Annotated in this window: 21 protein-coding genes; 12 read left to right on the forward strand and 9 right to left on the reverse strand. The window is 66.4% G+C overall.

Features of this window, described 5'->3' with window-relative positions; translation table 11 throughout:
- Positions 1-166 precede the first annotated feature (166 nt).
- Together Y958_RS32775 and Y958_RS31905 are read right to left on the reverse strand one after the other, a co-directional pair.
- Positions 167-298 carry a hypothetical protein gene (locus Y958_RS32775; protein WP_276328575.1) on the reverse strand — a complete coding sequence of 44 codons (132 nt, stop codon included), beginning with the start codon at positions 296-298 and terminating at the stop codon, positions 167-169.
- A 77-nt stretch (positions 299-375) separates the two neighbouring features.
- Entirely contained in the window at positions 376-513 is a 138-nt protein-coding gene (locus tag Y958_RS31905) for a hypothetical protein (protein WP_186291144.1), read from the reverse strand.
- Between the two features lie 305 nt (positions 514-818).
- On the opposite strand from Y958_RS31905, the gene Y958_RS10055 reads away from it, so the two are divergent.
- The gene (locus tag Y958_RS10055) at positions 819-1,277 is read left to right on the forward strand and encodes a DUF4265 domain-containing protein (RefSeq protein WP_088871871.1); all 459 of its coding nucleotides are present in this window, start codon (positions 819-821) and stop codon (positions 1,275-1,277) included.
- 109 nt (positions 1,278-1,386) lie between these two features.
- Here Y958_RS10055 and Y958_RS31910 read toward each other — a convergent pair whose 3' ends face one another.
- The 4 genes from Y958_RS31910 to Y958_RS31925 all read right to left on the reverse strand — a co-directional run bounded on the left by Y958_RS31910 (position 1,387) and on the right by Y958_RS31925 (position 3,181).
- On the reverse strand, positions 1,387-1,524 hold the full coding sequence (locus Y958_RS31910; RefSeq protein ID WP_186291145.1) for a hypothetical protein: 138 nt from the start codon (positions 1,522-1,524) through the stop codon (positions 1,387-1,389).
- 79 nt (positions 1,525-1,603) lie between these two features.
- A complete protein-coding gene (locus Y958_RS31915; protein ID WP_186291146.1) occupies positions 1,604-1,741 on the reverse strand; it encodes a hypothetical protein in 138 nt (45 codons plus the stop codon).
- A gap of 1,094 nt (positions 1,742-2,835) precedes the next feature.
- Positions 2,836-2,979, reverse strand: coding sequence for a hypothetical protein (locus tag Y958_RS31920; protein ID WP_186291147.1), 144 nt, complete (start codon positions 2,977-2,979; stop codon positions 2,836-2,838).
- A 64-nt stretch (positions 2,980-3,043) separates the two neighbouring features.
- Complete coding sequence (locus Y958_RS31925; protein WP_186291148.1) at positions 3,044-3,181, reverse strand: hypothetical protein; 138 nt, start codon at positions 3,179-3,181, stop codon at positions 3,044-3,046.
- A 73-nt stretch (positions 3,182-3,254) separates the two neighbouring features.
- Here Y958_RS31925 and Y958_RS31320 point away from each other — a divergent pair, with 73 nt between their 5' ends.
- Entirely contained in the window at positions 3,255-3,551 is a 297-nt protein-coding gene (locus tag Y958_RS31320) for a hypothetical protein (RefSeq protein ID WP_145727968.1), read from the forward strand.
- Here Y958_RS31320 and Y958_RS31930 read toward each other — a convergent pair.
- From Y958_RS31930 to Y958_RS10065, 3 genes are all read right to left on the reverse strand, one after another.
- Positions 3,535-3,693 (reverse strand): hypothetical protein, encoded by a 159-nt coding sequence (locus Y958_RS31930; protein ID WP_157999495.1) that lies wholly within the window; start codon positions 3,691-3,693, stop codon positions 3,535-3,537. The genes Y958_RS31320 and Y958_RS31930 overlap by 17 nt on opposite strands.
- A 33-nt stretch (positions 3,694-3,726) precedes the next feature.
- Positions 3,727-3,864, reverse strand: a complete 138-nt coding sequence (locus Y958_RS31935; RefSeq protein WP_157999494.1) for a hypothetical protein — start codon at positions 3,862-3,864, stop codon at positions 3,727-3,729.
- 253 nt (positions 3,865-4,117) lie between these two features.
- A complete protein-coding gene (locus Y958_RS10065) occupies positions 4,118-5,041 on the reverse strand; it encodes a hypothetical protein (RefSeq protein WP_040846606.1) in 924 nt (307 codons plus the stop codon).
- Positions 5,042-5,331: 290 nt separating this feature from the next.
- Between Y958_RS10065 and Y958_RS10070 the strand changes: the two genes are divergently transcribed.
- From Y958_RS10070 to Y958_RS10115, 10 genes are all read left to right on the forward strand, one after another.
- Entirely contained in the window at positions 5,332-6,369 is a 1,038-nt protein-coding gene (locus Y958_RS10070) for an outer membrane protein assembly factor BamD (protein ID WP_338038956.1), read from the forward strand.
- A gap of 129 nt (positions 6,370-6,498) precedes the next feature.
- Complete coding sequence (gene recN, locus Y958_RS10075) at positions 6,499-8,184, forward strand: DNA repair protein RecN (RefSeq protein WP_088871873.1); 1,686 nt, start codon at positions 6,499-6,501, stop codon at positions 8,182-8,184.
- A 41-nt stretch (positions 8,185-8,225) separates the two neighbouring features.
- Positions 8,226-10,499: an NAD-dependent DNA ligase LigA gene (gene ligA / locus Y958_RS10080; protein WP_088871874.1), complete on the forward strand. Its 2,274-nt coding sequence runs from the start codon at positions 8,226-8,228 to the stop codon at positions 10,497-10,499.
- Positions 10,500-10,724: 225 nt separating this feature from the next.
- Positions 10,725-11,537, forward strand: coding sequence for a GIN domain-containing protein (locus Y958_RS10085; RefSeq protein WP_088871875.1), 813 nt, complete (start codon positions 10,725-10,727; stop codon positions 11,535-11,537).
- A 326-nt stretch (positions 11,538-11,863) separates the two neighbouring features.
- The gene (locus Y958_RS33005) at positions 11,864-12,097 is read left to right on the forward strand and encodes a type II toxin-antitoxin system RelE/ParE family toxin (RefSeq protein WP_425600675.1); all 234 of its coding nucleotides are present in this window, start codon (positions 11,864-11,866) and stop codon (positions 12,095-12,097) included.
- Between the two features lie 83 nt (positions 12,098-12,180).
- A complete protein-coding gene (locus tag Y958_RS10095) occupies positions 12,181-12,600 on the forward strand; it encodes a VOC family protein (protein WP_088871877.1) in 420 nt (139 codons plus the stop codon).
- A gap of 69 nt (positions 12,601-12,669) precedes the next feature.
- Complete coding sequence (locus tag Y958_RS10100) at positions 12,670-13,071, forward strand: hypothetical protein (protein ID WP_088871878.1); 402 nt, start codon at positions 12,670-12,672, stop codon at positions 13,069-13,071.
- A gap of 120 nt (positions 13,072-13,191) precedes the next feature.
- Complete coding sequence (locus tag Y958_RS10105; protein ID WP_088871879.1) at positions 13,192-16,185, forward strand: EAL domain-containing protein; 2,994 nt, start codon at positions 13,192-13,194, stop codon at positions 16,183-16,185.
- Positions 16,186-16,423: 238 nt separating this feature from the next.
- The gene (locus Y958_RS10110) at positions 16,424-18,649 is read left to right on the forward strand and encodes a DUF1302 domain-containing protein (protein ID WP_088871880.1); all 2,226 of its coding nucleotides are present in this window, start codon (positions 16,424-16,426) and stop codon (positions 18,647-18,649) included.
- 113 nt (positions 18,650-18,762) lie between these two features.
- A complete protein-coding gene (locus Y958_RS10115) occupies positions 18,763-19,815 on the forward strand; it encodes a WD40/YVTN/BNR-like repeat-containing protein (RefSeq protein WP_088871881.1) in 1,053 nt (350 codons plus the stop codon).
- Positions 19,816-19,839 lie beyond the last annotated feature (24 nt).

Here is a 19,839-nt window from a genome sequence, read left to right on the forward strand (position 1 = left end):
CGAACCACGCCGCCGTCCGTCCGGCCAACAAGCACCAAAAACCAAACACAACACCAATCACTGAGCCTCAAACGAAAAGGCCTTCTTCCCCATCCGGGAAGAAGGCCTTTTCCGTTTCCGGCCGGGAAACCCGGCCGTCAGGTCTGGTCTGGACAGTATCGGCGCCTCACAGCATGGCGTTGATGCACAGAGCCATGACGGCGGCGACGGACAGCATGCCGGCGGCCTCGACGAAAGCGGACAGGCGCGCGGCAAAACCGGTGGTGACGGCGGTTTCGGTGGCGGTAACGGTGGTCATGATCTTAATCCCCTTCTGAATGATGATCGCTGGTCGGGCGATGGTCGTTGATGGAAGCGCGTGAGGTCCGGGTCGGCTTACAGCATGGCGTTGATGCTGGCGGCGATCAGCAGGGCCACGGCCATCATGGCCACGCCCTCGACAACGGCGGTGTCGGGCAACACCTTGAAAAAGCGGAAGGAAGCGGTGCGGCTGGCAGCGGCGAAGGCGGTCATTTCTCTCTCCATCAGGATCGTTGGTCGGTGATGTCCCTATAAGAGCAAGGGCCGTGCCAACTCATCAAAATGGCGGAAATCCTGGAACCTAGGCCTTCACGCACCGCCGCCGCGCCATCACGCCGCCAGAATTCGGCCGCAATGGCGATTTAGTATTAAAATAGGCGATTTTATACTGCGCGACAGCGACACTGTCCGTTTGCGTACATCACCCACCTGTCCGCTGACGTACGGTTTAAGGCGGGGCGCCGAGCGCTGTCACGGGTAAGCTGCTTGATCCCAAAGGCCGCGCGGGAACCGCCGTGATGAATACCAAGCGCTCCATGATCAAGCTCACCATTCCCACCGACCCGACCGACGGGCACGGCGTCGCCATGGAGCATGTCTGGGCCACGCCTTTGGGTGGCGATCTCTACGTCCTGGAGAACTCCCCGGGCAGCGCCTATGGCCTGAGCTATCAGGACATCGTCGTCGCTCAGCCGGAGGATGGCCTGCTGCTATTCCGGCGCGTCCATGCCCGCCAGGGCCATTCCACCTATCGCATTCGCCTGGCCCAGAAGACGACGATTCAGGACTTCCTGCGTCATTGGCAAGCCATCCAGGCGCTGGGCTGCACCTTTGAAGGCGAGGTCGGTGGGCGGGGATACATCGTCGATATTCCCCCAGCCACAGATGCGCATGCCGCCTACGCCCTGATGATGGAGGGCGAGGACCGGGGCATCTGGATTTTTGAAGAAGCTCACTACGGCGGCCCGGATACGTAATGTCCCAAAAGCGAAAGGCCCTCTTCCCACGGGAAGAAGGCCTTTTCGTTTATGCCGGAACCCGGCCGGCGCGCCCCATCACGGCAGGGCGCGCAGATGATCTCAGGCATCACAGCATGGCGTTGATGCACAGGGCCATGACGGCGGCGACGGACAGCATGCCGGCAGCCTCGACGAAGGCGGACAGGCGAGCGGCAAAACCGGTGGTGACGGTAGCGGCGGTCTGGTTGGCGGTGACGGTGGTCATGATCTTAATCCCCTTGGGTATGATGATCGCTGGTCGGGCGATGGTCGTTGATGGGAAGCGCGTGAGGTTTGGGTTCGGCTTACAGCATGGCGTTGATGCTGGCGGCGATCAGCAGGGCCACGGCCATCATGGCCACGCCCTCGACGGCGGCGGTGTCGGGCAACACCTTGAAAAAGCGGAAGGAAGCGGTGCGGCTGGAAGCGGCGAAGGCGGTCATTTCTTTCTCCATCAGGATCGTTGGTCGGTGATGTCCCTATAAGAGCAAGGGCCGTGCCAACTCATCAAAATGGCGGAAATCCTGGGGTGCGGGCCTTCACGCACCACCGCCGCGCCATCACACCACCAGAATTTGGCCGTAATGACGATTTAGTGTTTAAATAGGTGATTCCATCTTGTGCGTTGGCGGACACTGTCCATTTCCGGACACCCGCAACCGTCCACTCCCGGACACCCACGCCCCTGGCCAATTGGAAGCCGGCCGCCCTACCAACAGGCGGGCGGGCGAGGAAAAGAACAGGCGACATGTATAGCCCAACAACACGGAACGCCAAGAATCGGGTAGGGAGAGGCCTCACGGCCTCCCCCTCCCACACCACCGTACGTACGGTTCCGTATACGGCGGTTCCTGTCATCCTCTGCGTTGTGGTCCCCAGTGCCTGCCGCCCTATAAGCGCCCAGCCTTACCTCGCGGATTCCGTCCGCTACTTCCAGCTTCAGGCCCCCTTGCGGGGCATCTGCTCAGGGCGAGCAGAAAAGCGGCTCTGCTTCGCATGACAGGTTCAGCCCTTCACCGACCCGGTACGCCGGCTACTACGGCTTCTGCTGACTTCTGCCACCCCATCCCGGCGCCTCGCGACGCCGGTAGCACACCTGTCGCCAGAGGCAGGACGGCAGACCTCCCAGGGTAAGACGCGTGACCTCCATGCCATATACCCGCCGCATCTACGCCCGCACCCTCCGGGTGATATCGGGCTTCGGGGGCCTTTGCACCCTCGCCCGGATGCGGACGCCTCATATGCGGTTCCTGTTCGTCAGGCCGGCACTTTGCTTACAGCTTCCTCCAGACACCACCTCGCGGTGACGCCCTTGCTGTTCGGCTAACGGTTCCCATCACCAGGGCCCGTAGAGGACTTCAACCTCCAAGTCACAAGCCGGTTACCAACCCGGCTCTCGGTGCTTACGCACCTCGCGCCATGCCTGGCGCACAAAGCGAAAGGCCCTCTTCCCGTCTGGAAAGAAGGCCTTTTCGATTGCGCCGGAACCCCGGCCGGCGCGCCCATCACAGCGGGGCGCGCGTTCCAATCAGCGATGTCACAGCATGGCGTTGATGCACAGGGCCATGGCACCGGCGACGGCCAGCATGCCGGCAGCCTCGACCAGGCTGGTCAGGCGGGCCATCAGGCCGGCGGTGGCGGTGCGGCGGGTGGCGGGCCGGCTGGCGGTAACGGTGGTCATGATTGCTATCCCCTTCTCTTATGGACGGCCGCTGGTCAGACGGCAGCGATTGAATGGTGCCGGCTTAGAGCATGGCATTGATGCTGGCGGCGATCAGCAGGGCCACAGCCGTCATGGCGACGGTCTCGATGGCGTCAATGCTGGGCAAGCCCTTGAAGAAGCGGAAAGAAGCGGTGCGGCTGGCGGTGGCGTAGGCGGTCATTGTCATCTCCATCAGGATCGGTGTTTGGCGATGTCCCCATAAGAGCAAGGGGCGTGCCAATACATATGAATCTATGGATTTCAATGACTTATGCTGGAACTCATTGGCCAATGACGGCGTCATCGCCATTAAATGGCGGCATTTGCAATTTATTGCCAAAATACGCGACACCACTTTGTTCGCCACCGAACACTGTTCATTTACGGACACTCATTACGATCCGCACCAGCGACCCCAAAAGCGAAAGGCCCTCTTCCCCGCGCGGGAAGAAGGCCTTTTCGGTTGTGCCGGCGATCCGGCCAGCGCCGCCCCCTTTGTGACGCACGGGGCGGCGCGCGTAGTCCTGCCAGGCTTTACAGCATGGCGTTGATGCACAGCGCGATGACGGCGGCGACGGCCAGCATACCGGCGGTTTCGACCACGGCGGCGGCACGGGGCAGGATGGCGGCGAGGCGGTCGGCCAGGCTGGCGGTCTCAGTGCTGCGGGCGGCGGTGACGGTCCGGGTGGTCATGATTTTCGTATCCCTTCGTGCGATATGGTCGGTTCAAAGCATCGTGTTGACGCTGACGCTGATCACCAGCGCCACGGCCAGCATGGCAACGGTTTCAACCATCTCGGTGCTGGGCAGATACTTGAAGAAGCGGAAGGAAGCGGTGCGGGGCGCGGCATTGAAGGACGACATCTTGATCTCCATCGGAGGGTGGTTGGCTGATGCCTGCCTTATCAGCAAGGGGTGTGCCAACCGCCGAAAGCCGCGGAATTCGGTCGTTCTTGGTTAAGGGTTTATAGGTCGTTGACCAGGCGGCGCCACTAATTGGCCGCATTCGCCACATTTGGCGAATATGACTACCATTTCAGCGTCCGGAATCGCCCACTGTCCGTTTGCGGACAGGCGGAACCGTTCATCGCCGGACAGCGGGCCGCGGCGACAGCCGTCAGCCGCCGAACCATACCTTGGTGTCAAGATAGCGCGACGCCAGGAAACGATAGAGGCGGCCAATCTCCAGCATCGCCTCATCCTTGGCCGGGTCCAGGGTCTTCCAGCGCTGGGGAAGATCCTCCCAGGCCAGGGTTTCGAAATGCAGGTTGTCCCGATGCCGGCGCAGCATGGCGACCGTGCCCTCGAACTGCTTCAGCGCCGCCACGGCCTCGCCGGTGCCGGCCTCAACCTCATCGAACCAGGCGCGGTACTTTTCCACCGGCACCTTCAGCAGCGACTGGATGCGGCGCAACTGGTGGTCCAGCTCGCGATCGCCGCGCGCCAGCTTCTGCATCTCGCGCAGCTTGCGGCCGATGTCGAACACCGGCTTGAAATACTCCCGCAGCGCCTCCAGGAAGGCCAACTCGTTGGCCAGCACCTCCACCCTGTCCACCACTTCCTGCTTGCGCTCGGCGGCGACGCCGACCAGGGCGGCAATCTCGGCCGCCTGCTCGCGCATGCGGCGCTTGGCCTCCTCGCTCTCATCCAGGGCGGCGGTCGCGTCGGCGCGGGCGCCGGCGATGGCCTTCAGCAGCGAGCCGCCGATCTTGATGAAGGCCAGGTCGCGGTGGCGGGACTCGATGGTCCAGGAGGCCGTTCCGTCCACGATTTCCGACGGGATGCGATCCCCATTACGGATGATGCGCACGAAGCGCAGGCTCTGCGCGATCATGCCCAGCAGTTGGCCGTCACCGCTTTCCGGAGAGATGGTGAACATCTGCGCCACCTGCCGCAGGGGAATGGCGCCCCGGGCATCGCCCAGGTCGATCTGCAGCACCGGCTCGCCATGGCTGAGCGTGAAAAAGGAATTGGGCAAGCACAACGCCGGATGCGCGAAGTTGAATTCCGTGATGCTGAGCTTGGCCGTCTTGTCGAGCATGGCGGTGTATAGAGTGTCCTGGAAAGGCGACTTAATAAAGTATCTAGCGGTTGCCCTGCCGTACATCCACCCCGAACGCGGTCGGGTGTCGATGCAAAAATGCCCCGCCAGCCCCCATCCTATACACCCGTGTAGGATAGGCGCGCTGGGGGCCGAGGTTCCCGGCGGGGCCGGTTTTAGAGAAATTTCGCTGTCAGGCCGACAATGTGCCGCTTGGCGACGGGCGGTTGACCCGTGCTATAACACGCCGTCGCGCATCCCGCCGCCTATTCCGCTCCGAGAAGATGCCCTTGTCCTTCCCTCGCATTGCCTTGTCGCCCCGTCGCCTCCGCCGCCTGGTCCCGCTCGCCGCCCCCCTGGCGCTGTTCGCGGTCGCGGCTTGCTCCAGCGATGAGAAGGAGGCGCCCTACATCGAACGCCCGGTGGAGCAGATCTACTCCGAAGCCGGCAACGCCATCGATCGCGGCGAATACCAGAAGGCGGCCCTGCTGTTCGGCGCCGTGGAACAGCAGCACCCCTATTCCACCTGGGCCATGCGCGCCGAGCTGATGGCCGCCTACGCCTATTACCAGGCCAACAAGTATGAAGAGGCCATCGGCTCGCTGGACCGCTTCATCAGCCTGCACCCCGGCAACCCCAACGTCGCCTACGCCTATTACCTGAAGGGCCTCTGCTATTATGAGCAGATCTCCGACGTGCGGCGCGACCAGACCCCGACCGTGCAGTCGCTGAAGGCCCTGGAAGAGGTGATCCGCCGCTTCCCCACCAGCCCCTACGCCCGCGACGCCAAGCTGAAGATCGACCTGACCCGCGACCATCTGGCGGGTAAGGAGATGGACATCGGGCGCTATTACCAGAGCGTGGGCCTGAACCTGGCCGCCATGAAGCGTTTCCGCCAGGTGGTGGATCAGTACCAGAGCACCAGCCACGTGCCGGAGGCCCTGCACCGCCTGGTGGAGGTCTACCTGTCGCTGGGCATGCTGGATGAGGCGCGCAAGGCCGCCGCCGTGCTGGGCTACAACTACCCGGGCAGCGACTGGTACCAGAACACCTACGACCTGGTGAAGGACCTGCCCAAACCGCGCGTCATCCCTGTCAACCTGACGGCTCAGCCCGCCGACACGCCGACGGCCACCCCGGCGGCCGGCCCCCGCGCCGGCGCGCCGGTCGCGGCCCCCGAGGGCCAGACGGCACCGGCTGGGGACAAGCCGGCCGACCTGAAGGCGCCGGACCAGAAGACGACGGACCAGAAGGCCGACGACAAGGGCGAGAAGCCCCGCCAGGAAAGCAAGGACCGTGGCTTCTTGGGTTGGCTTTTCGGCGATTAAGTCCTAGAAAAATCATATCCCGACAGCGGGGCTCCGGATCGGCGACAGACCAGTCCGGGGCCCTTGTCGTCTAAAGAGCGCCGTCTGAAGAGTATCGTCCCCAAGGCTCGCAAAACCGGGTGAGTTGCCATGCTGGCGTCCCTCTCGATCCGTGACGTGGTCCTGATCGAACGGCTGAACCTGTCGTTCGGCCAAGGCTTGTGCGTGCTCACCGGTGAGACCGGCGCCGGCAAGTCCATCCTGCTGGACGCGCTGGGCTTGGCCCTGGGTGGCCGGGGCGACAGCGGCCTGGTGCGCCACGGCGCCGACCAGGCGACGGTGGTGGCCGAGTTCGATCTGGCCGCGCGCGGGGCCAGTGGGGGATTGGACCACCCCGCCCTGGCCCTGCTGCGCGAGCAGGACCTGGATGCCGACACCACCCTGGTCCTGCGCCGCACCGTCACCGCCGATGGCCGCTCCCGCGCCTTCATCAACGACCAGCCGGTGGGCGTGGCCCTGCTGCGCCGCGTGGGTGAGACACTGGTGGAAGTGCACGGCCAATTCGACACCCACGGCCTGCTGAACCCCCTGACCCACCGCGACCTGCTGGACGACTACGCCGGTCTGGCGCCCAAGCGCGCGCACTTGTCCGGCCTTTACCGCGCCTGGCAGGCGGCGGAGGCGGCCCGCGCCGATGCGGACCGCGAGGCCGCCCGCGCGCGCGAGGAAGAGGAATACGTCCGCCATGCGCTGTCCGAACTGGACGCGCTGGATCCCAAGGACAACGAGGAAGAGGCGCTGGCGGAAAAGCGCGCCGTCATGATGCACCGGGAAAAGCTGGTTGAGGCACTGACGGGGGCGGCCGGCGAAATCTCCGGCGAGCGCGGGGCCGAGCGCGCCATCGCCAACGCCCTGCGCCACCTGACCCGCGTGGCCGACAAGGCCGCCGGCCAGTTGGACCCGCTGATCGCCGTCCTGGACCAGGCCGCCGCCGAGATCGGGGAGGCCGCGCGCACCCTGCAGGTCATGGCCGGCGACATGGACCATGACGGCGCCAGCCTGGAAAAGCTGGAAGAGCGGCTGTTCGCCCTGCGCGCCTGCGCCCGCAAGCACGGCATCGGCGTGAGCGGCCTTGCCACCCTGCGCGCCGACTTCGCCCGCCGCCTGTCGCTGATCGAGGACCAGGGCGATCTGCTGACCCGCCTGGCCAAGGACGCCGCCGAGGCGAAGCAGGCCTACGCCACCGCCGCGTCGTCCCTGACGGAGGAGCGGCGCCGGGTGGCCGGCAAGCTGGACCGGGCCGTGATGGCAGAGCTGGCCCCCCTGAAGCTGGAGAAGGCGCGCTTCGTCACCGCGGTGGAGCCGGTGGGAGAGGCCGAGTGGGGCCCCGGGGGCAGCGACCGTGTGGCCTTCACCGTCGCCACCAATCCCGGCGCCCCGCCGGGCCCGCTGGCCAAGATCGCGTCCGGCGGCGAACTCGCCCGCTTCATGTTGGCGCTGAAGGTGATCCTGGCCCAGGTGGGCACCGTGCCCACCCTGGTGTTCGACGAGGTCGACACCGGCATCGGCGGTGCCGTGGCCAATGCCGTGGGTGAACGCCTGGCCCGTTTGGGCGCCGGCCTGCAGGTTCTGGTGGTGACGCACAGCCCGCAGGTGGCGGCACGCGGCCAGCAGCACCTGAACGTGCGCAAGCGCGTTGCCGCCGGCAAAACCACCACCGACGTGGTCATCCTGTCGCCGGAGGAGCGGCGGGAAGAGATCGCCCGCATGCTGTCGGGCGCCGAGATCACCGCCGCCGCCCGCGCCGCCGCGTCCGAACTGATGGCCGCCGGCTGAGCCGGCGCCGTCCCCTTCCGCCTTTCATCCCGAGTACTGCCATGGCCGCCAAGCAAGCCATCGACGCCCTGACCCTAGAGGATGCCCGGGCGGAACACGCCCAGCTGGTGGCGGAGATCGGCCACCACCGCACCCTCTATTACCAAAAGGACGCGCCGGAAATTTCCGACGCCGACTACGACGCCCTGGAGCGGCGGCTGGCAGCCATCGAGCAGCGCTTCCCCGAACTGGCCGGCGCCCACAGTCCCACGGCCACGGTGGGGGCCGCCCCCGCCGCCGGCTTCGGCAAGGTGAGGCACAAGGTGCCCATGCTGTCGCTGGGCAACGCCTTCGAGGATGAGGACGTCACCGACTTCGTGGCCAGCATCCGCCGCTTCCTGGTACTGGACGAGGAAGCACCCCTGGATTTCGTGGCCGAGCCCAAGATCGACGGCCTGTCCCTGTCCATCCGCTATGAGGACGGCCAGCTGGTGCAAGCCGCCACGCGCGGCGACGGGGCGGAGGGCGAGGACGTCACCGCCAACGTGCGCACCATCGACGACATCCCCAACACGCTGACGGGCTCAGTTTCCGGAAAAAGGGCCCCGGCGATCCTGGAAGTGCGGGGCGAGGTCTATATGCGGCGCGAGGATTTCCTGGCGCTGAACAAGGCGCAGGCGGAGAAGGGCGAGAAGGTCTTCGCCAACCCGCGCAACGCCGCCGCCGGCAGCCTTCGCCAGCTGGACGCCAGCATCACGGCGGACCGGCCCCTGCGCTTCTTCGCCTATACCTGGGGGGAGCTGTCGGAACCGCTGGGCGCCACCCAGTCGGAAAGCCGCCAGCGCCTGGCCGAGCTGGGCTTCACCATCAGCGAGCCGTCGCGCCTGTGCCGCACGGCCGACGAGCTGCTGGACTATTACCGCTGGATCGGCGGCCAGCGCGCCACCCTGCCCTTCGACATCGACGGCGTGGTCTACAAGGTGGACCGGCTGGATCTGCAGGAACGCCTGGGCTTCCGCACCCGCACACCGCGCTGGGCCACCGCCCACAAATACCCGGCGGAGAAGGCGCAGACCCTGCTGAAGGCCATCAGCATCCAGGTGGGACGCACCGGCGCCTTGACCCCGGTGGCGGAGCTGGAACCCATCACCGTGGGCGGCGTGGTCGTCTCGCGCGCCACCCTGCATAATGAGGATGAGATCCGCCGCAAGGACGTGCGGGTGGGCGACACCGTCATCGTCCAGCGCGCCGGCGACGTGATCCCCCAGATCGTGGGCATCGTCCCCGCCCTGCGCCCCGCCGACAGCCATCCTTTCGAATTCCCCACCCACTGCCCCGCCTGCGGCAGCCTGGCCGTGCGCTCCACCGCCGAGAAGGCGGACGCGGCGGCAGAAGTGGTGGCGGTGGAAAGCGGCACCCCGGATGACGGCACCGCCGTGGAGGGTGCGGAAGCGCCCGCCCCCGAGGAAACGGTGGCTGAGCCGGACGGCGTGGTGCGACGCTGCACCGGCGGCCTGATCTGCCCGGCCCAGGCGGTGGAACGCCTGATCCACTTCACCAGCCGCCTGGCCTTCGACATCGAGGGCCTGGGCATCGAGCGCATGCGCCTGTTCCACAGCCAGGAGCGCATCCGCGAGCCGGCCGACATCTTCACCCTGGAAAAGCGGGAAAGTGAACGGCTGGACCGCATCGTCACCATGACCGGCTTCGGCAAGAAGTCGGTGGAGAAGCTGTTCGCCGCCATCGAGGCCCGCCGCACCATAGGCCTGGACCGCCTGATCTACGCCCTGGGCATCCGCCAGGTGGGCGAGGCCACGGCCAAGCTGCTGGCCCGCCATTACCTGACGGTGGACCACTGGCGGGATGCCATGATCAAGGCGGCGGAGGAGAGGGCCGTCCAGCCGACCGAGCGCAAGCCGGAGCTGGTGGGTGAGGCCTATGCCGAGCTGTGCGCCATCGAGCAGATCGGCGTGGGCGTGGCCGACGACATGATGGCCTTCTTCCGGGAGGAGCATAACCGCGCCCTGCTGGACCGCTTGCTGGCCCAGATCACCGTGGAAACCTACCAGCGGCCCACCACCGCCGGGTCGCCCGTGGTGGGCAAGACCGTGGTCTTCACCGGCACGCTGGAGACCATGGGCCGCAGCGAGGCCAAGGCCAAGGCCGAGAGCCTCGGCGCCAAGGTCGCGGGTTCCGTCAGCGCCAAGACCGACTATGTCGTCGTCGGCGCCGACGCCGGGTCCAAAGCCACCAAGGCCCGCGAGCTGGGCCTGACCATCCTGACCGAACAGGAGTGGGTGGACCTGATCAGCGGCAAGGCCGGCGCCCCGGAATAATGGCAAAATTCGCCACCCACCTGGCGCAAACGACGATTAAATTGCCGTTCGCGTTGGGCGAACAACATCTCCCCCTAGGGTTTGCGCCGCGCCGGCATTTGGCACACCTCTTGCGAAAGAGGCCGTAACCGGCCCGGCACGTTGGGCCGGACCGATCCGGAAGCGCCGTCCTGACACCAGTGGGGGCTGACGCTTCCCGCCTTAATCGTCAGGGAGACCCCGCTTATGTTCCGCATGCCCCACCGCCTGGCCACCCTGTCCCTGGCGCCGCTGGCCGCCGCCCCCTTGGCCGCCGCACTCATCGCCTTCACCGCGGCCCCGGCCTACGCCGGCACCATCGGCCCGCAGACCCTGCACGGCCGCACGCTGGAGCTGGAAGGCCTGGTGGCCAATGTCGAGATCACGGTGTCGTCCTCCGCCAAGGAGATCACCGTCACCGCCACCGGCGACGACGATCAGGTCAACCGCCTGTCCTTCCACAGCGAGGGCGACAAGGCCAAGGTGGAGCAGGAGCATCGCCACCACGAGCATTACAGCGACCGCGACTTCATGAAGGTCAGCGTCACCATGCCCGCCGGCACCAGCCTGGCGATCGACGATTTCGTCGGTGACCTGACCGCGGGCGACCTGAACGCCGACCTGGCGATCGAGGATCTGCATTCCGGTTCCGTCACGGTCGGACGGGTGCAGTCGGCCGCCCTGGACGTGACCGGCAGCGGCAACATCACCGTGGGCGACGTCGCCAAGGCTGTCTCGGTGGAGATCAAGGGCTCCGGCAAGGTGCGCACCGGCAAGACCAATGGCGAGGTGTCGCTGGAGATCAGCGGCTCCGGCAATGTCGACATGGCCTCGGTCAACGGCGCGGTGTCGGCCGAAATCCACGGCAGCGGCAACGTCACCATCCATGCCGGCAAGGCCGACCCGCTGTCGGTGGATATCGCCGGCTCGGGCGACTTCACCATGGACGGCGTCGCCACCAACCAGTCCATCAGCCAGCACGGCTCCGGCCAGGTACGCATCCGCAACGCCGGGCACTAATCGCCGCGTCGGTGGGGTGGCCGAGCGGGCCGCCCCCTCGACAGCGGCACAGTCCGATGCCATCTTATCCCTATGATGACTGAGCGTGACCCGACCACATTGATCTTGGAAGACTGGATCGCCGACCTTGATGCCGCTGACGCGGAAATCGAGGTGGGCCTTTCCGTGCCAGGCGAAGAGGTCCGGGCCAAGCTTGAAGCTGCCTTGGACCGCATGCGATCAGGCCAGCAGCCAACGGTATCGCCCAGGTCCGCCCTCACCCGTTGATTCCGTTCTCTCCAAGAGCCGATCTGCAAGTCACTCGGCTGATCACGCATTACGAGCGATTGAACCGCTATGAAGCGGCCTGGCGGCTCGCTGAAGCCTTGGCAGAGGCCTCGGAAAAGATTGCGCGGAATCCGGAGGCCGGCCTGCCGTCGCCACGTCCCTATCCCCACTTAGCCAGACCAGGGCAAGCATGGGTAAAGGCTGGCCCCTACTGGATCGCTTATCGCACCAGCCCTCATCTCATCATCGCCGCCGTCTTCTACGAAACAGCTAACATTCCCAGACGTCTGTGAGGCGGAGGAAGTGGCAGGCTTTCGTCTTTTGCGACAAAGGCCTAAGGTCCAGGTCCCACACGACATCACCCGGGACTGCGCCGATGAAATACCTGCACACCATGGTCCGCGTCACCGACCTGGACGCCTCGCTGGACTTCTACGTCAACAAGCTGGGGCTGGAACTGGTGCGCCGCCGCGACTACGAGAAGGGCCGTTTCACCCTGGTCTACCTGGCGGCCCCGGGCTCGCCGGAGTCGGAGGTGGAGTTGACCTGGAATTGGGATCCGGAGGTTTATACCGGCGGCCGCAACTTCGGCCACATGGCCTTCGCCGTGGACGACATCTACGCCACCTGCCAACGGCTGATGGACGCGGGCGTCACCATCAATCGCCCCCCGCGTGACGGTCACATGGCCTTCGTCCGCTCCCCCGACCAGATCTCCATCGAGCTGCTGCAGGCCGGCGACGCCCTGCCCCCGCAGGAGCCTTGGGTCTCCATGTCCAACACCGGCACCTGGTAAATCACGTCACCGCGGCCCGCCCCGCAGCGCACGGTTGCGGGGCCGGCCCGTTCATTCTATCCCTACCCCATGCTGCTGCTGATCGTCCTGGCTGTGATGGGGGTGGGCCTGGCCCTGGCGCTGGTCGCCTGGCTGGCCACGCGCGGCCCGTCCGAAGCCGAAATCTTCCGCCGCTTCGACGCGCTGGAAGGCTTCACCATCACCGAACGCCACGCCCATGAGGGCACCGGCATCGCCGCCGACGAGGCACGCGGCCGCGTGGCCGTGATCGGCAAGGGCCTGGACAAGCGCCCGCCCGTGCTGCTGGCCGCCAGAGACCTGACGGCCTGGCGCTACCAGGCCAAGGACCAGCATTTCGAAATGACGCTGAAGACGCGCCGCTTCCCGCAGCCCCTGGTCGTCAGTTTCCGCAAGCGCGCCACCGCCGACGAATGGCTGAAGATTTTCCGCAACATCGTCGAGGAGCGTTGACCTATCCCACAGCGCGGCCCGTACGGAAGTGCGAGACTCTGGGACCCCATACGTCTTAAGGTCATGATGAGGCGGTTGTACCGCCCGCTGTTTTGAACGCCCCGCGACCTAAAGGTTGGCATGACGCCCCCACCGTCCTCCGAGGCATCGTCGTCGTCCCGTACCCTGGCACAGTTCGGGAACGCATCGTCCATCACTGGTGGAACGCCCCGCGACGGGAACGGCCAAGGAGGCGGCGCCCAGGCGCCGGGCATGGGGCCGGAGGATGGCAAGGCGGCCGCACGTAAGAAGGTGCGGCTGCCGCTGCGCAAGCGCCTGTCCTACAAGCAGGCGCGCAACACCGCCCTGCTGACCCTGGCGCTGGGCATCATCCTGAACACCGCCCAGATCACCTACGACCTGTTCAATGTCGAGCAGCAGACCGACCAGCTGGTGCAGCAGGTGCTGAGCACGGCGCGCCAGCCGGCGGCGGAGGCGGCCTACGCCTTCGACCAGGCGCTGGCGGAACGGGTGCTGACCGGCCTGTTCGAGTACCGCCCCCTGTACCATGCCGTGATCTATGAGGATTTCGGCAACCAGCTGGCCGCCAAGGACCGACCTGAGACGGAAGGCGGCCTGAAGTGGCTGGCGGAAATCCTGCTGCCCCAGGAAAAGACCTTCTCCATCCAGCTGGTCATCGAGCGCCACCACCAGAACGTGGGCGTGCTGAAGGTCAGCGTCGACCGCTACCTGATCGCGCTGGACTTCTTCCGCCGCTCGGCCATCGTGCTGGGCGTGGGCCTGGTGTGGACGGTGGCGCTGGCCCTGATCCTGGTCGTGGTCTTCTACATCTCGCTGTCCAAGCCCTTCCTGCGACTGACGCGCGGCATCGCCGCCGTGGACGCCCGCCGCCCGGCCGACCTGCTGCTGACCGTGCCGCCGCAGCATGCGGACGACGAGCTGGGCCTGCTGGCCAGCACCACCAACGAGTTGCTGCTGGAATTCGACCGCGCCCTGGTGGAGCGCGAGCGGGTGGAGGCCCGCCTGCGCGAGCGCGAGACACACCTGTCCGGCATCATGGACAACGTGGCCGATGGCATCATCACCCTGGACGAGGATCTGCGCGTCGCCACCATGAACCGCGCCGCCCACCAGCTGTTCGGATATGAGCCCGGCCAGGCCGGGGGACAGCCCTTCGTCAGCTTCATCGCCGACGAGGACTGGCCGCGGGTATCAATGGAGCTGATGACCAGCCTGCGGCGCCAGGGCGGCAGCCACAGTGGGGAGCAGCGGTCGGAGGTGCAGGGCCGCCGACGCGACGGCACCGTCTTCGCCATGGCCTTCAGCGTCAGCCAGATGCGCCTGGGCGCCCGCCGCACCGCCATCTGCGTCATCCAGGACATCACCCAGCGCAAGCGGTCGGAACGCGCCGTGCGCGAAAGCGAGGAGCGGCTGAAGCAGGCCGTCAGCGCCACCCGGTCCGGCGTGTTCGACGCCGACTTCGCCACCGGCCTGACGTGGTGGAGCCCCGAGTTCCTGGAGATGCTGGGCTACCCCGGCGGCGCCAGCCCCTGGCATGACAAGCCGCTGGAGGCCCTGCTGCACCCCGACGACGCGCCCGCCACCATGAGTACCATCGAGCGTTACCTGTCGGGCGAGAGCGGCGACTACCTGAGCGTCTTCCGCCTGCGCAAGAACGACGGCAGCTGGCTGTGGATCGAAGCGCGCGGCTTGGCCATCCGGGATGAACGGGGCCGCCCCCTGCGCTTCACCGGCACCATGACCGACGTGACCGACCGCAAGCGCTTCGAGGAGCAGCTGCTGTATGTCAGCACCCACGACCCGCTGACCGGCTTGGCCAACCGCACCCTGCTGCAGGACCGTCTGCAGCACGCCATCGCCCATGGCGCCCGGAAGGGCACCTCCGTCGCCGTGCTGGTCATGGATTTGGACCGGTTCAAGCTGGTGAACGACAGCCTGGGCAGCCAGGTGGGCGACAAGCTGCTGCGCGCCCTGGGGCAGCGCCTGGTGTCCTGCGTGCGCGCCGCCGACACCGTGGGCCGCATGGGCGCCGACGAGTTCATGGTGATCGCCGAGGATCTGCCGGAGCCGCAGGTGGCCGCCCGCATCGCCGAGGCCATCCTGGTGGGGCTGACCCGGCCCTTCGCCATCGACGGCCAGCAGCTGTTCATCACCACCTCCATCGGCATCAGCCTGTTCCCCGGCGACGCGTCGGACACCGACGCCCTGCTGCGTGACGCCGCCACCGCCATGGACAACGCCAAGGCGGCGGGCGGCAACAGCTACCAGTTCTTCACCCCCCGCATGAACGAGGAGGCCGTGGCGCGGCTGTCCATGGAGCACGCGCTGCGCGAGGCCCTGGACCTCAACCAGTTCACGCTGCACTACCAGCCCAAGATCGACCTGGAGACGCTACAGCCGGTGGGGACTGAGGCGCTGATCCGCTGGCACCATCCAGAGATGGGCTCCGTCTCCCCCGCCCGCTTCATCCCCATGGCGGAGGAGAACGGCCTGATCGTCCCCATCGGCGAATGGGTGATGCGCACCGCCCTGACCCAGATCCGCGCCTGGCAGGAACAGGGGCTGCAGCCGCTGCCCGTGGCCGTCAACGTCTCCGTCCGCCAGGTCTCCTCCGGCCAGTTCGCGGAACGGGTGCGTCAGCTGTTGCAGGAATACGGCGTGGGTCCGGAATTCCTGGAGCTGGAGATCACCGAGACGGCGATGATGTCCAACCTGGCCTACATCGCCGACACGCTGGCGGAACTGCGCTCCCAGGGCATCTCCATCGCCATCGACGACTTCGGCACGGGCTATTCCTCGCTGTCCTACCTGCGGCGCCTGCCCATCACCACGCTGAAGATCGATCGCTCCTTCGTGTCGGAGGCGACCTCCAACACCGACACGGCCGCCATCGCCGCCACCATCATCGCCATGGGCCGGCAACTGGGCCTGACCGTGGTGGCGGAGGGAATCGAGACCGAGGAGCAACTGGACTTCCTGCGCCGGCACCAGTGCGACCAGCTTCAGGGCTTCTTCTTCTCAAAACCCCGCCCGGCGGACGACTTCTGCAAAACTTTTTTGAAGCCGACAAAGATGCACGCGGTGGCCTCCTGAACCCGGCTTGACGCCTACTGGCAACCCGGCAAACACCCCCTCGGAACGCCCCCGAATCCGAGTTGAACGGCGTTGCAGATTTGCCCTATCGGCCGCGGAATCCCTTGATCCTGTTCATCAATGCTTGACGGCAACGCCCGGAAAACCGAGGCTTGGCGACAGAGGCTGGACGCGAGTCCCAGGCAGGAATGCCAGGAACGGTCGTGTCTTAAAAAAAACGTACAGGGAGGAAAGACGCATGGTGGCGAACGTCTTTGGGAAGTCGTGCCTGAAATCTCGTATTCTGGCGGGTGTCAGCGTCGCGGCGCTGGGCACATCGCTGTTCACTTCAGCGCCGGCGCGCGCCCTGGACTTCAACAGTGGCGATCTTCAAGGCAGCTTCAACACCACCTTGACCTTCGGCGGCCTGATCCGCGTTCAGGAGCGTGACAAGAACCTGGTGGGCAAGGCCAACGGCGGCAACGCCTCCTCCATCAACCAGGACAACGGCGACCTGAACTATGGCACCGGCCTGGTGTCGGCGACCGGCCGCATGACCAACGAACTGAAGCTGGACTACGACAACATCGGCTTCTTCGGCCGCGCGACCTTCTTCTACGACCCGATCAACAACGACGCCAACAGCACCTCGGCCGCCCGCACCGGCGCCTTCACGCTGAGCTCCACCGCCCGCGACCAGTCGGCGGCCTACGCTCGGCTGCTGGATGCCTACGCCTACGGCAACTTCGACCTGGGTGGCGGCACGTCGCTCAGCATGCGCGTGGGCAACCAGGTGCTGAGCTGGGGTGAAAGCACCTTCATCCCCAACGGCATCAACGCCATCAACCCGGTGGACGTCTCCGCCCTGCACCAGCCGGGCACGGAACTGAAGGAAGTCTTCCTGCCGGTGCCGATGATCAGCGCCAACCTGGGCCTGACCAACAACCTCAGCGTGGAAGCCTTCTACCAGTTCAAGTGGGAGAAGACGCTGCTGGATCCGGCCGGCACCTATTTCAGCAGCGACGACGCGCTGTCGCCGGGCGCCCGCTACCTGTCCCTGCCCTTCGGCAACCCGCTGGCCAAGGACAGCCCTTTCCAGGGCGCCATCGAGGCCAACGGCACAGTCAAGAACCCCATCCTGGGCCAAGTCACGCCCATCGCGCCCTTCGGCACCAACGTGCCGCGCCTGAACGATCACAACGGCCGCGACGACGGCCAGTTCGGCTTCGGCGTCCATTATTCCGTGCCGGAACTGGACGACACCGACTTCGGCATCTTCTTCCTGAAGTACAACAACCGGGTGCCGGACCTGTCGGTCAAGGTGGGTAGCTTCGGCGACTTCGCATCCAACCCGGAGACGTTCAGCAACCACAGCGGCTACTTCGCCGATTACGTCAACGACATCAAGATGTATGGCGTCAGCTTCAGCACCAGTGTTGAAGGCGTCGCCATTCAGGGTGAGTATTCATATCGTCAGGGCCAGCCCCTGCAGTACGACGCCGTGGACGTCCTGCAGGCCATGCTGGCCGCACCCTCGGTCTTCGGCTTCATCCAGACCGGGACGCAGCAGGGCGCAGCCTTGGGGGCCGCCCAGGGGGCCGCCCAGGGCACTGCCGCAGCTACCACCGCCTATCAGACGGCCGTGAACCGCGTCCTGTCCGTCGCTGCCCCGGCACTGGTCGGCACCAGCTTCACCGCGCTGCCGGCCCCGGTCCAGGCCGCCGTCCAGGCCGCCATCGCCGCCGCCGGCGGTCCCGCTTCGCTGGCCGCGGCCCAGGCCGCCGGTGCCACCCAAGGGGCCGCCGCCGGCCGCACCGCCGGCGCCACCGCCGGCGCGCAACAGGCCGCCACGGCCGCCGCCCATATCTTCAACACCAATGCGCTGATCCAGCGCCTGGGCGGCATCCAGGGCACCACCACGGCGCAGATCGAGCAGAGCGCGTCCCGCCTGTTCGGCACCACCATCCAGGGCTATGGCCGCTACGACATCAGCCAAGTCCAGATGACCTTCACCAAGGACCTGCCGCCTATGATGGGTGCCAATCAGGTCATCCTGGTGGGCGAAGTCGGTGCCGATATCGTGCACAACATGCCGGACGGCGTACACTTCAGCGGCACGGGCACCAACGTGGGCGGCAACGCCAACTTCCTGGGCCTGGGCGGTATGGAGAGCGTGGCCACCAGCGGTTTCGGCACCGAGTTCTCATGGGGCTACCGCCTGGTCGCCCGCTTCGACTACCTGAACGCCATCGGCGGCATCAACCTGATGCCCCGCGTCGTCTGGGAACATGACGTGCACGGCACCACGCCGCTGCCCGTCGGCACCTTCATCGATGGCCGCAAGGCCGTGTCGGTGGGCCTGACCGCCACCTTCCTGGACAAATGGTCGGCCGACGTGAACTACACCAACTTCTTCGGCGGTGGTGACTTCAACCTCATCAACGATCGTGACTTCATCAGTTTCAGCGTGAAGTACTCCTTCTAATCCTGCCTCCCCGTCACGGGACCGCTGACTTTCCCCCAGCGGCCCGTGACAGGGTCAGCATCCCTTTCCCGGTTTTATGGGCGCCGGCCACCGAGAGGCGGTCCGCGACTTGAATGATGAAATGCCGCCCCCTCGCCGCCCGGCTCGCCGCCGGCGCCCTGTCCCTGGCCCTGGCCTCCAGCCTCGCCCCCGGAGACAACCTAAGAGCGAGGGAGATGGCGGCCGGCGACACCCCCTCATCATCCGACATCAAGGTCACCGCGCCCATCGCCGGGAAGACCCCGGCCACCAACGCTCCCATCCCGGCGCTGCTGGCCCCTCTCGCCCCGCGCTCGCTGATCCTGGCCGGCACGCTGGCGGGCACGCGGCTGGTGGCGGTGGGGGAACGCGGGCATATCCTGCTGTCCGACGACAATGGCCACAGCTGGCGCCAAGTGCCCGCCCCAGCCAACGCCACCCTGACCGGCGTGCGCTTCATCGACGCCAAGCAGGGCTGGGCCGTGGGCCATGACGCCACCATCCTGCACACCACCGATGGTGGCGAAAGCTGGACCCTGCAGAATTTCGCGCCCGACTGGGAACAGCCCCTGATGGATGTGCTGTTCGACGACGCCGACCACGGCATTGCGGTGGGCGCCTACGGCCTGTTCCTGGAGACGGCCGACGGTGGCAAGACCTGGACCAAGCGCCGCATCACCGATGACGACCTGCACCTGAACGCCATCTTCGCCACCGGCGGCGACACCCGCATGGTGGTGGGCGAGGCCGGCGGCGTCTACACCAGCGCCGACAGGGGCCGCACCTGGACCAAGCGCCCCCTGCCCTATGAGGGCTCGCTGTTCAGCGGCGTGACGGTGGGCGACGGGACCGTGGTGGTCTTCGGCCTTCAGGGCCACGCCTTCCGCTCCACCGATGGCGGCCAGAATTGGCAGACCATAGACACCGGCACCAAGGCCGGCCTGATGGGCGGCGTCGCCACCCCCGATGGCCATGTCGTCCTGGTGGGCGCGTTGGGCACCGTGCTGAGCAGCAGCGACGGCGGCGCCAGCTTCAAGCTGACCTACCGCCCCGACCGCCTGGCCCTGGCCGATGCGGTCCGCGGCGCCGATGGCACCTTGATCCTGTTGGGCGATGAGGGCCCCAAGCTGATGGGCGCGCTGCCCTGACCGCCAGCGCCGCCCCTGACCGCC

It is taken from the genome of Nitrospirillum viridazoti CBAmc, from assembly GCF_000730165.1.
In the GTDB taxonomy this organism is placed as follows: domain Bacteria; phylum Pseudomonadota; class Alphaproteobacteria; order Azospirillales; family Azospirillaceae; genus Nitrospirillum; species Nitrospirillum viridazoti.

Coding starts and splice junctions, on each gene's coding strand:
- Y958_RS31320 (WP_145727968.1), top strand. CDS start 3,255: ATGGATTTCAATGACTTATGCTGGAACTCATTGGCCAATGACGGCGTC.
- Y958_RS31905 (WP_186291144.1), bottom strand. CDS start 513: ATGACCGCCTTCGCCGCTGCCAGCCGCACCGCTTCCTTCCGCTTTTTC.
- recN (WP_088871873.1), top strand. CDS start 6,499: ATGCTGGCGTCCCTCTCGATCCGTGACGTGGTCCTGATCGAACGGCTG.
- ligA (WP_088871874.1), top strand. CDS start 8,226: ATGGCCGCCAAGCAAGCCATCGACGCCCTGACCCTAGAGGATGCCCGG.
- Y958_RS31930 (WP_157999495.1), bottom strand. CDS start 3,693: ATGACCACCCGGACCGTCACCGCCGCCCGCAGCACTGAGACCGCCAGC.
- Y958_RS31915 (WP_186291146.1), bottom strand. CDS start 1,741: ATGACCGCCTTCGCCGCTTCCAGCCGCACCGCTTCCTTCCGCTTTTTC.
- Y958_RS31920 (WP_186291147.1), bottom strand. CDS start 2,979: ATGACCACCGTTACCGCCAGCCGGCCCGCCACCCGCCGCACCGCCACC.
- Y958_RS31935 (WP_157999494.1), bottom strand. CDS start 3,864: ATGTCGTCCTTCAATGCCGCGCCCCGCACCGCTTCCTTCCGCTTCTTC.
- Y958_RS10100 (WP_088871878.1), top strand. CDS start 12,670: ATGCTGCTGCTGATCGTCCTGGCTGTGATGGGGGTGGGCCTGGCCCTG.
- Y958_RS10055 (WP_088871871.1), top strand. CDS start 819: ATGAATACCAAGCGCTCCATGATCAAGCTCACCATTCCCACCGACCCG.
- Y958_RS10065 (WP_040846606.1), bottom strand. CDS start 5,041: ATGCTCGACAAGACGGCCAAGCTCAGCATCACGGAATTCAACTTCGCG.
- Y958_RS10085 (WP_088871875.1), top strand. CDS start 10,725: ATGTTCCGCATGCCCCACCGCCTGGCCACCCTGTCCCTGGCGCCGCTG.
- Y958_RS10115 (WP_088871881.1), top strand. CDS start 18,763: ATGATGAAATGCCGCCCCCTCGCCGCCCGGCTCGCCGCCGGCGCCCTG.
- Y958_RS32775 (WP_276328575.1), bottom strand. CDS start 298: ATGACCACCGTTACCGCCACCGAAACCGCCGTCACCACCGGTTTTGCC.
- Y958_RS31925 (WP_186291148.1), bottom strand. CDS start 3,181: ATGACCGCCTACGCCACCGCCAGCCGCACCGCTTCTTTCCGCTTCTTC.
- Y958_RS10105 (WP_088871879.1), top strand. CDS start 13,192: ATGACGCCCCCACCGTCCTCCGAGGCATCGTCGTCGTCCCGTACCCTG.
- Y958_RS10095 (WP_088871877.1), top strand. CDS start 12,181: ATGAAATACCTGCACACCATGGTCCGCGTCACCGACCTGGACGCCTCG.
- Y958_RS31910 (WP_186291145.1), bottom strand. CDS start 1,524: ATGACCACCGTCACCGCCAACCAGACCGCCGCTACCGTCACCACCGGT.
- Y958_RS10110 (WP_088871880.1), top strand. CDS start 16,424: ATGGTGGCGAACGTCTTTGGGAAGTCGTGCCTGAAATCTCGTATTCTG.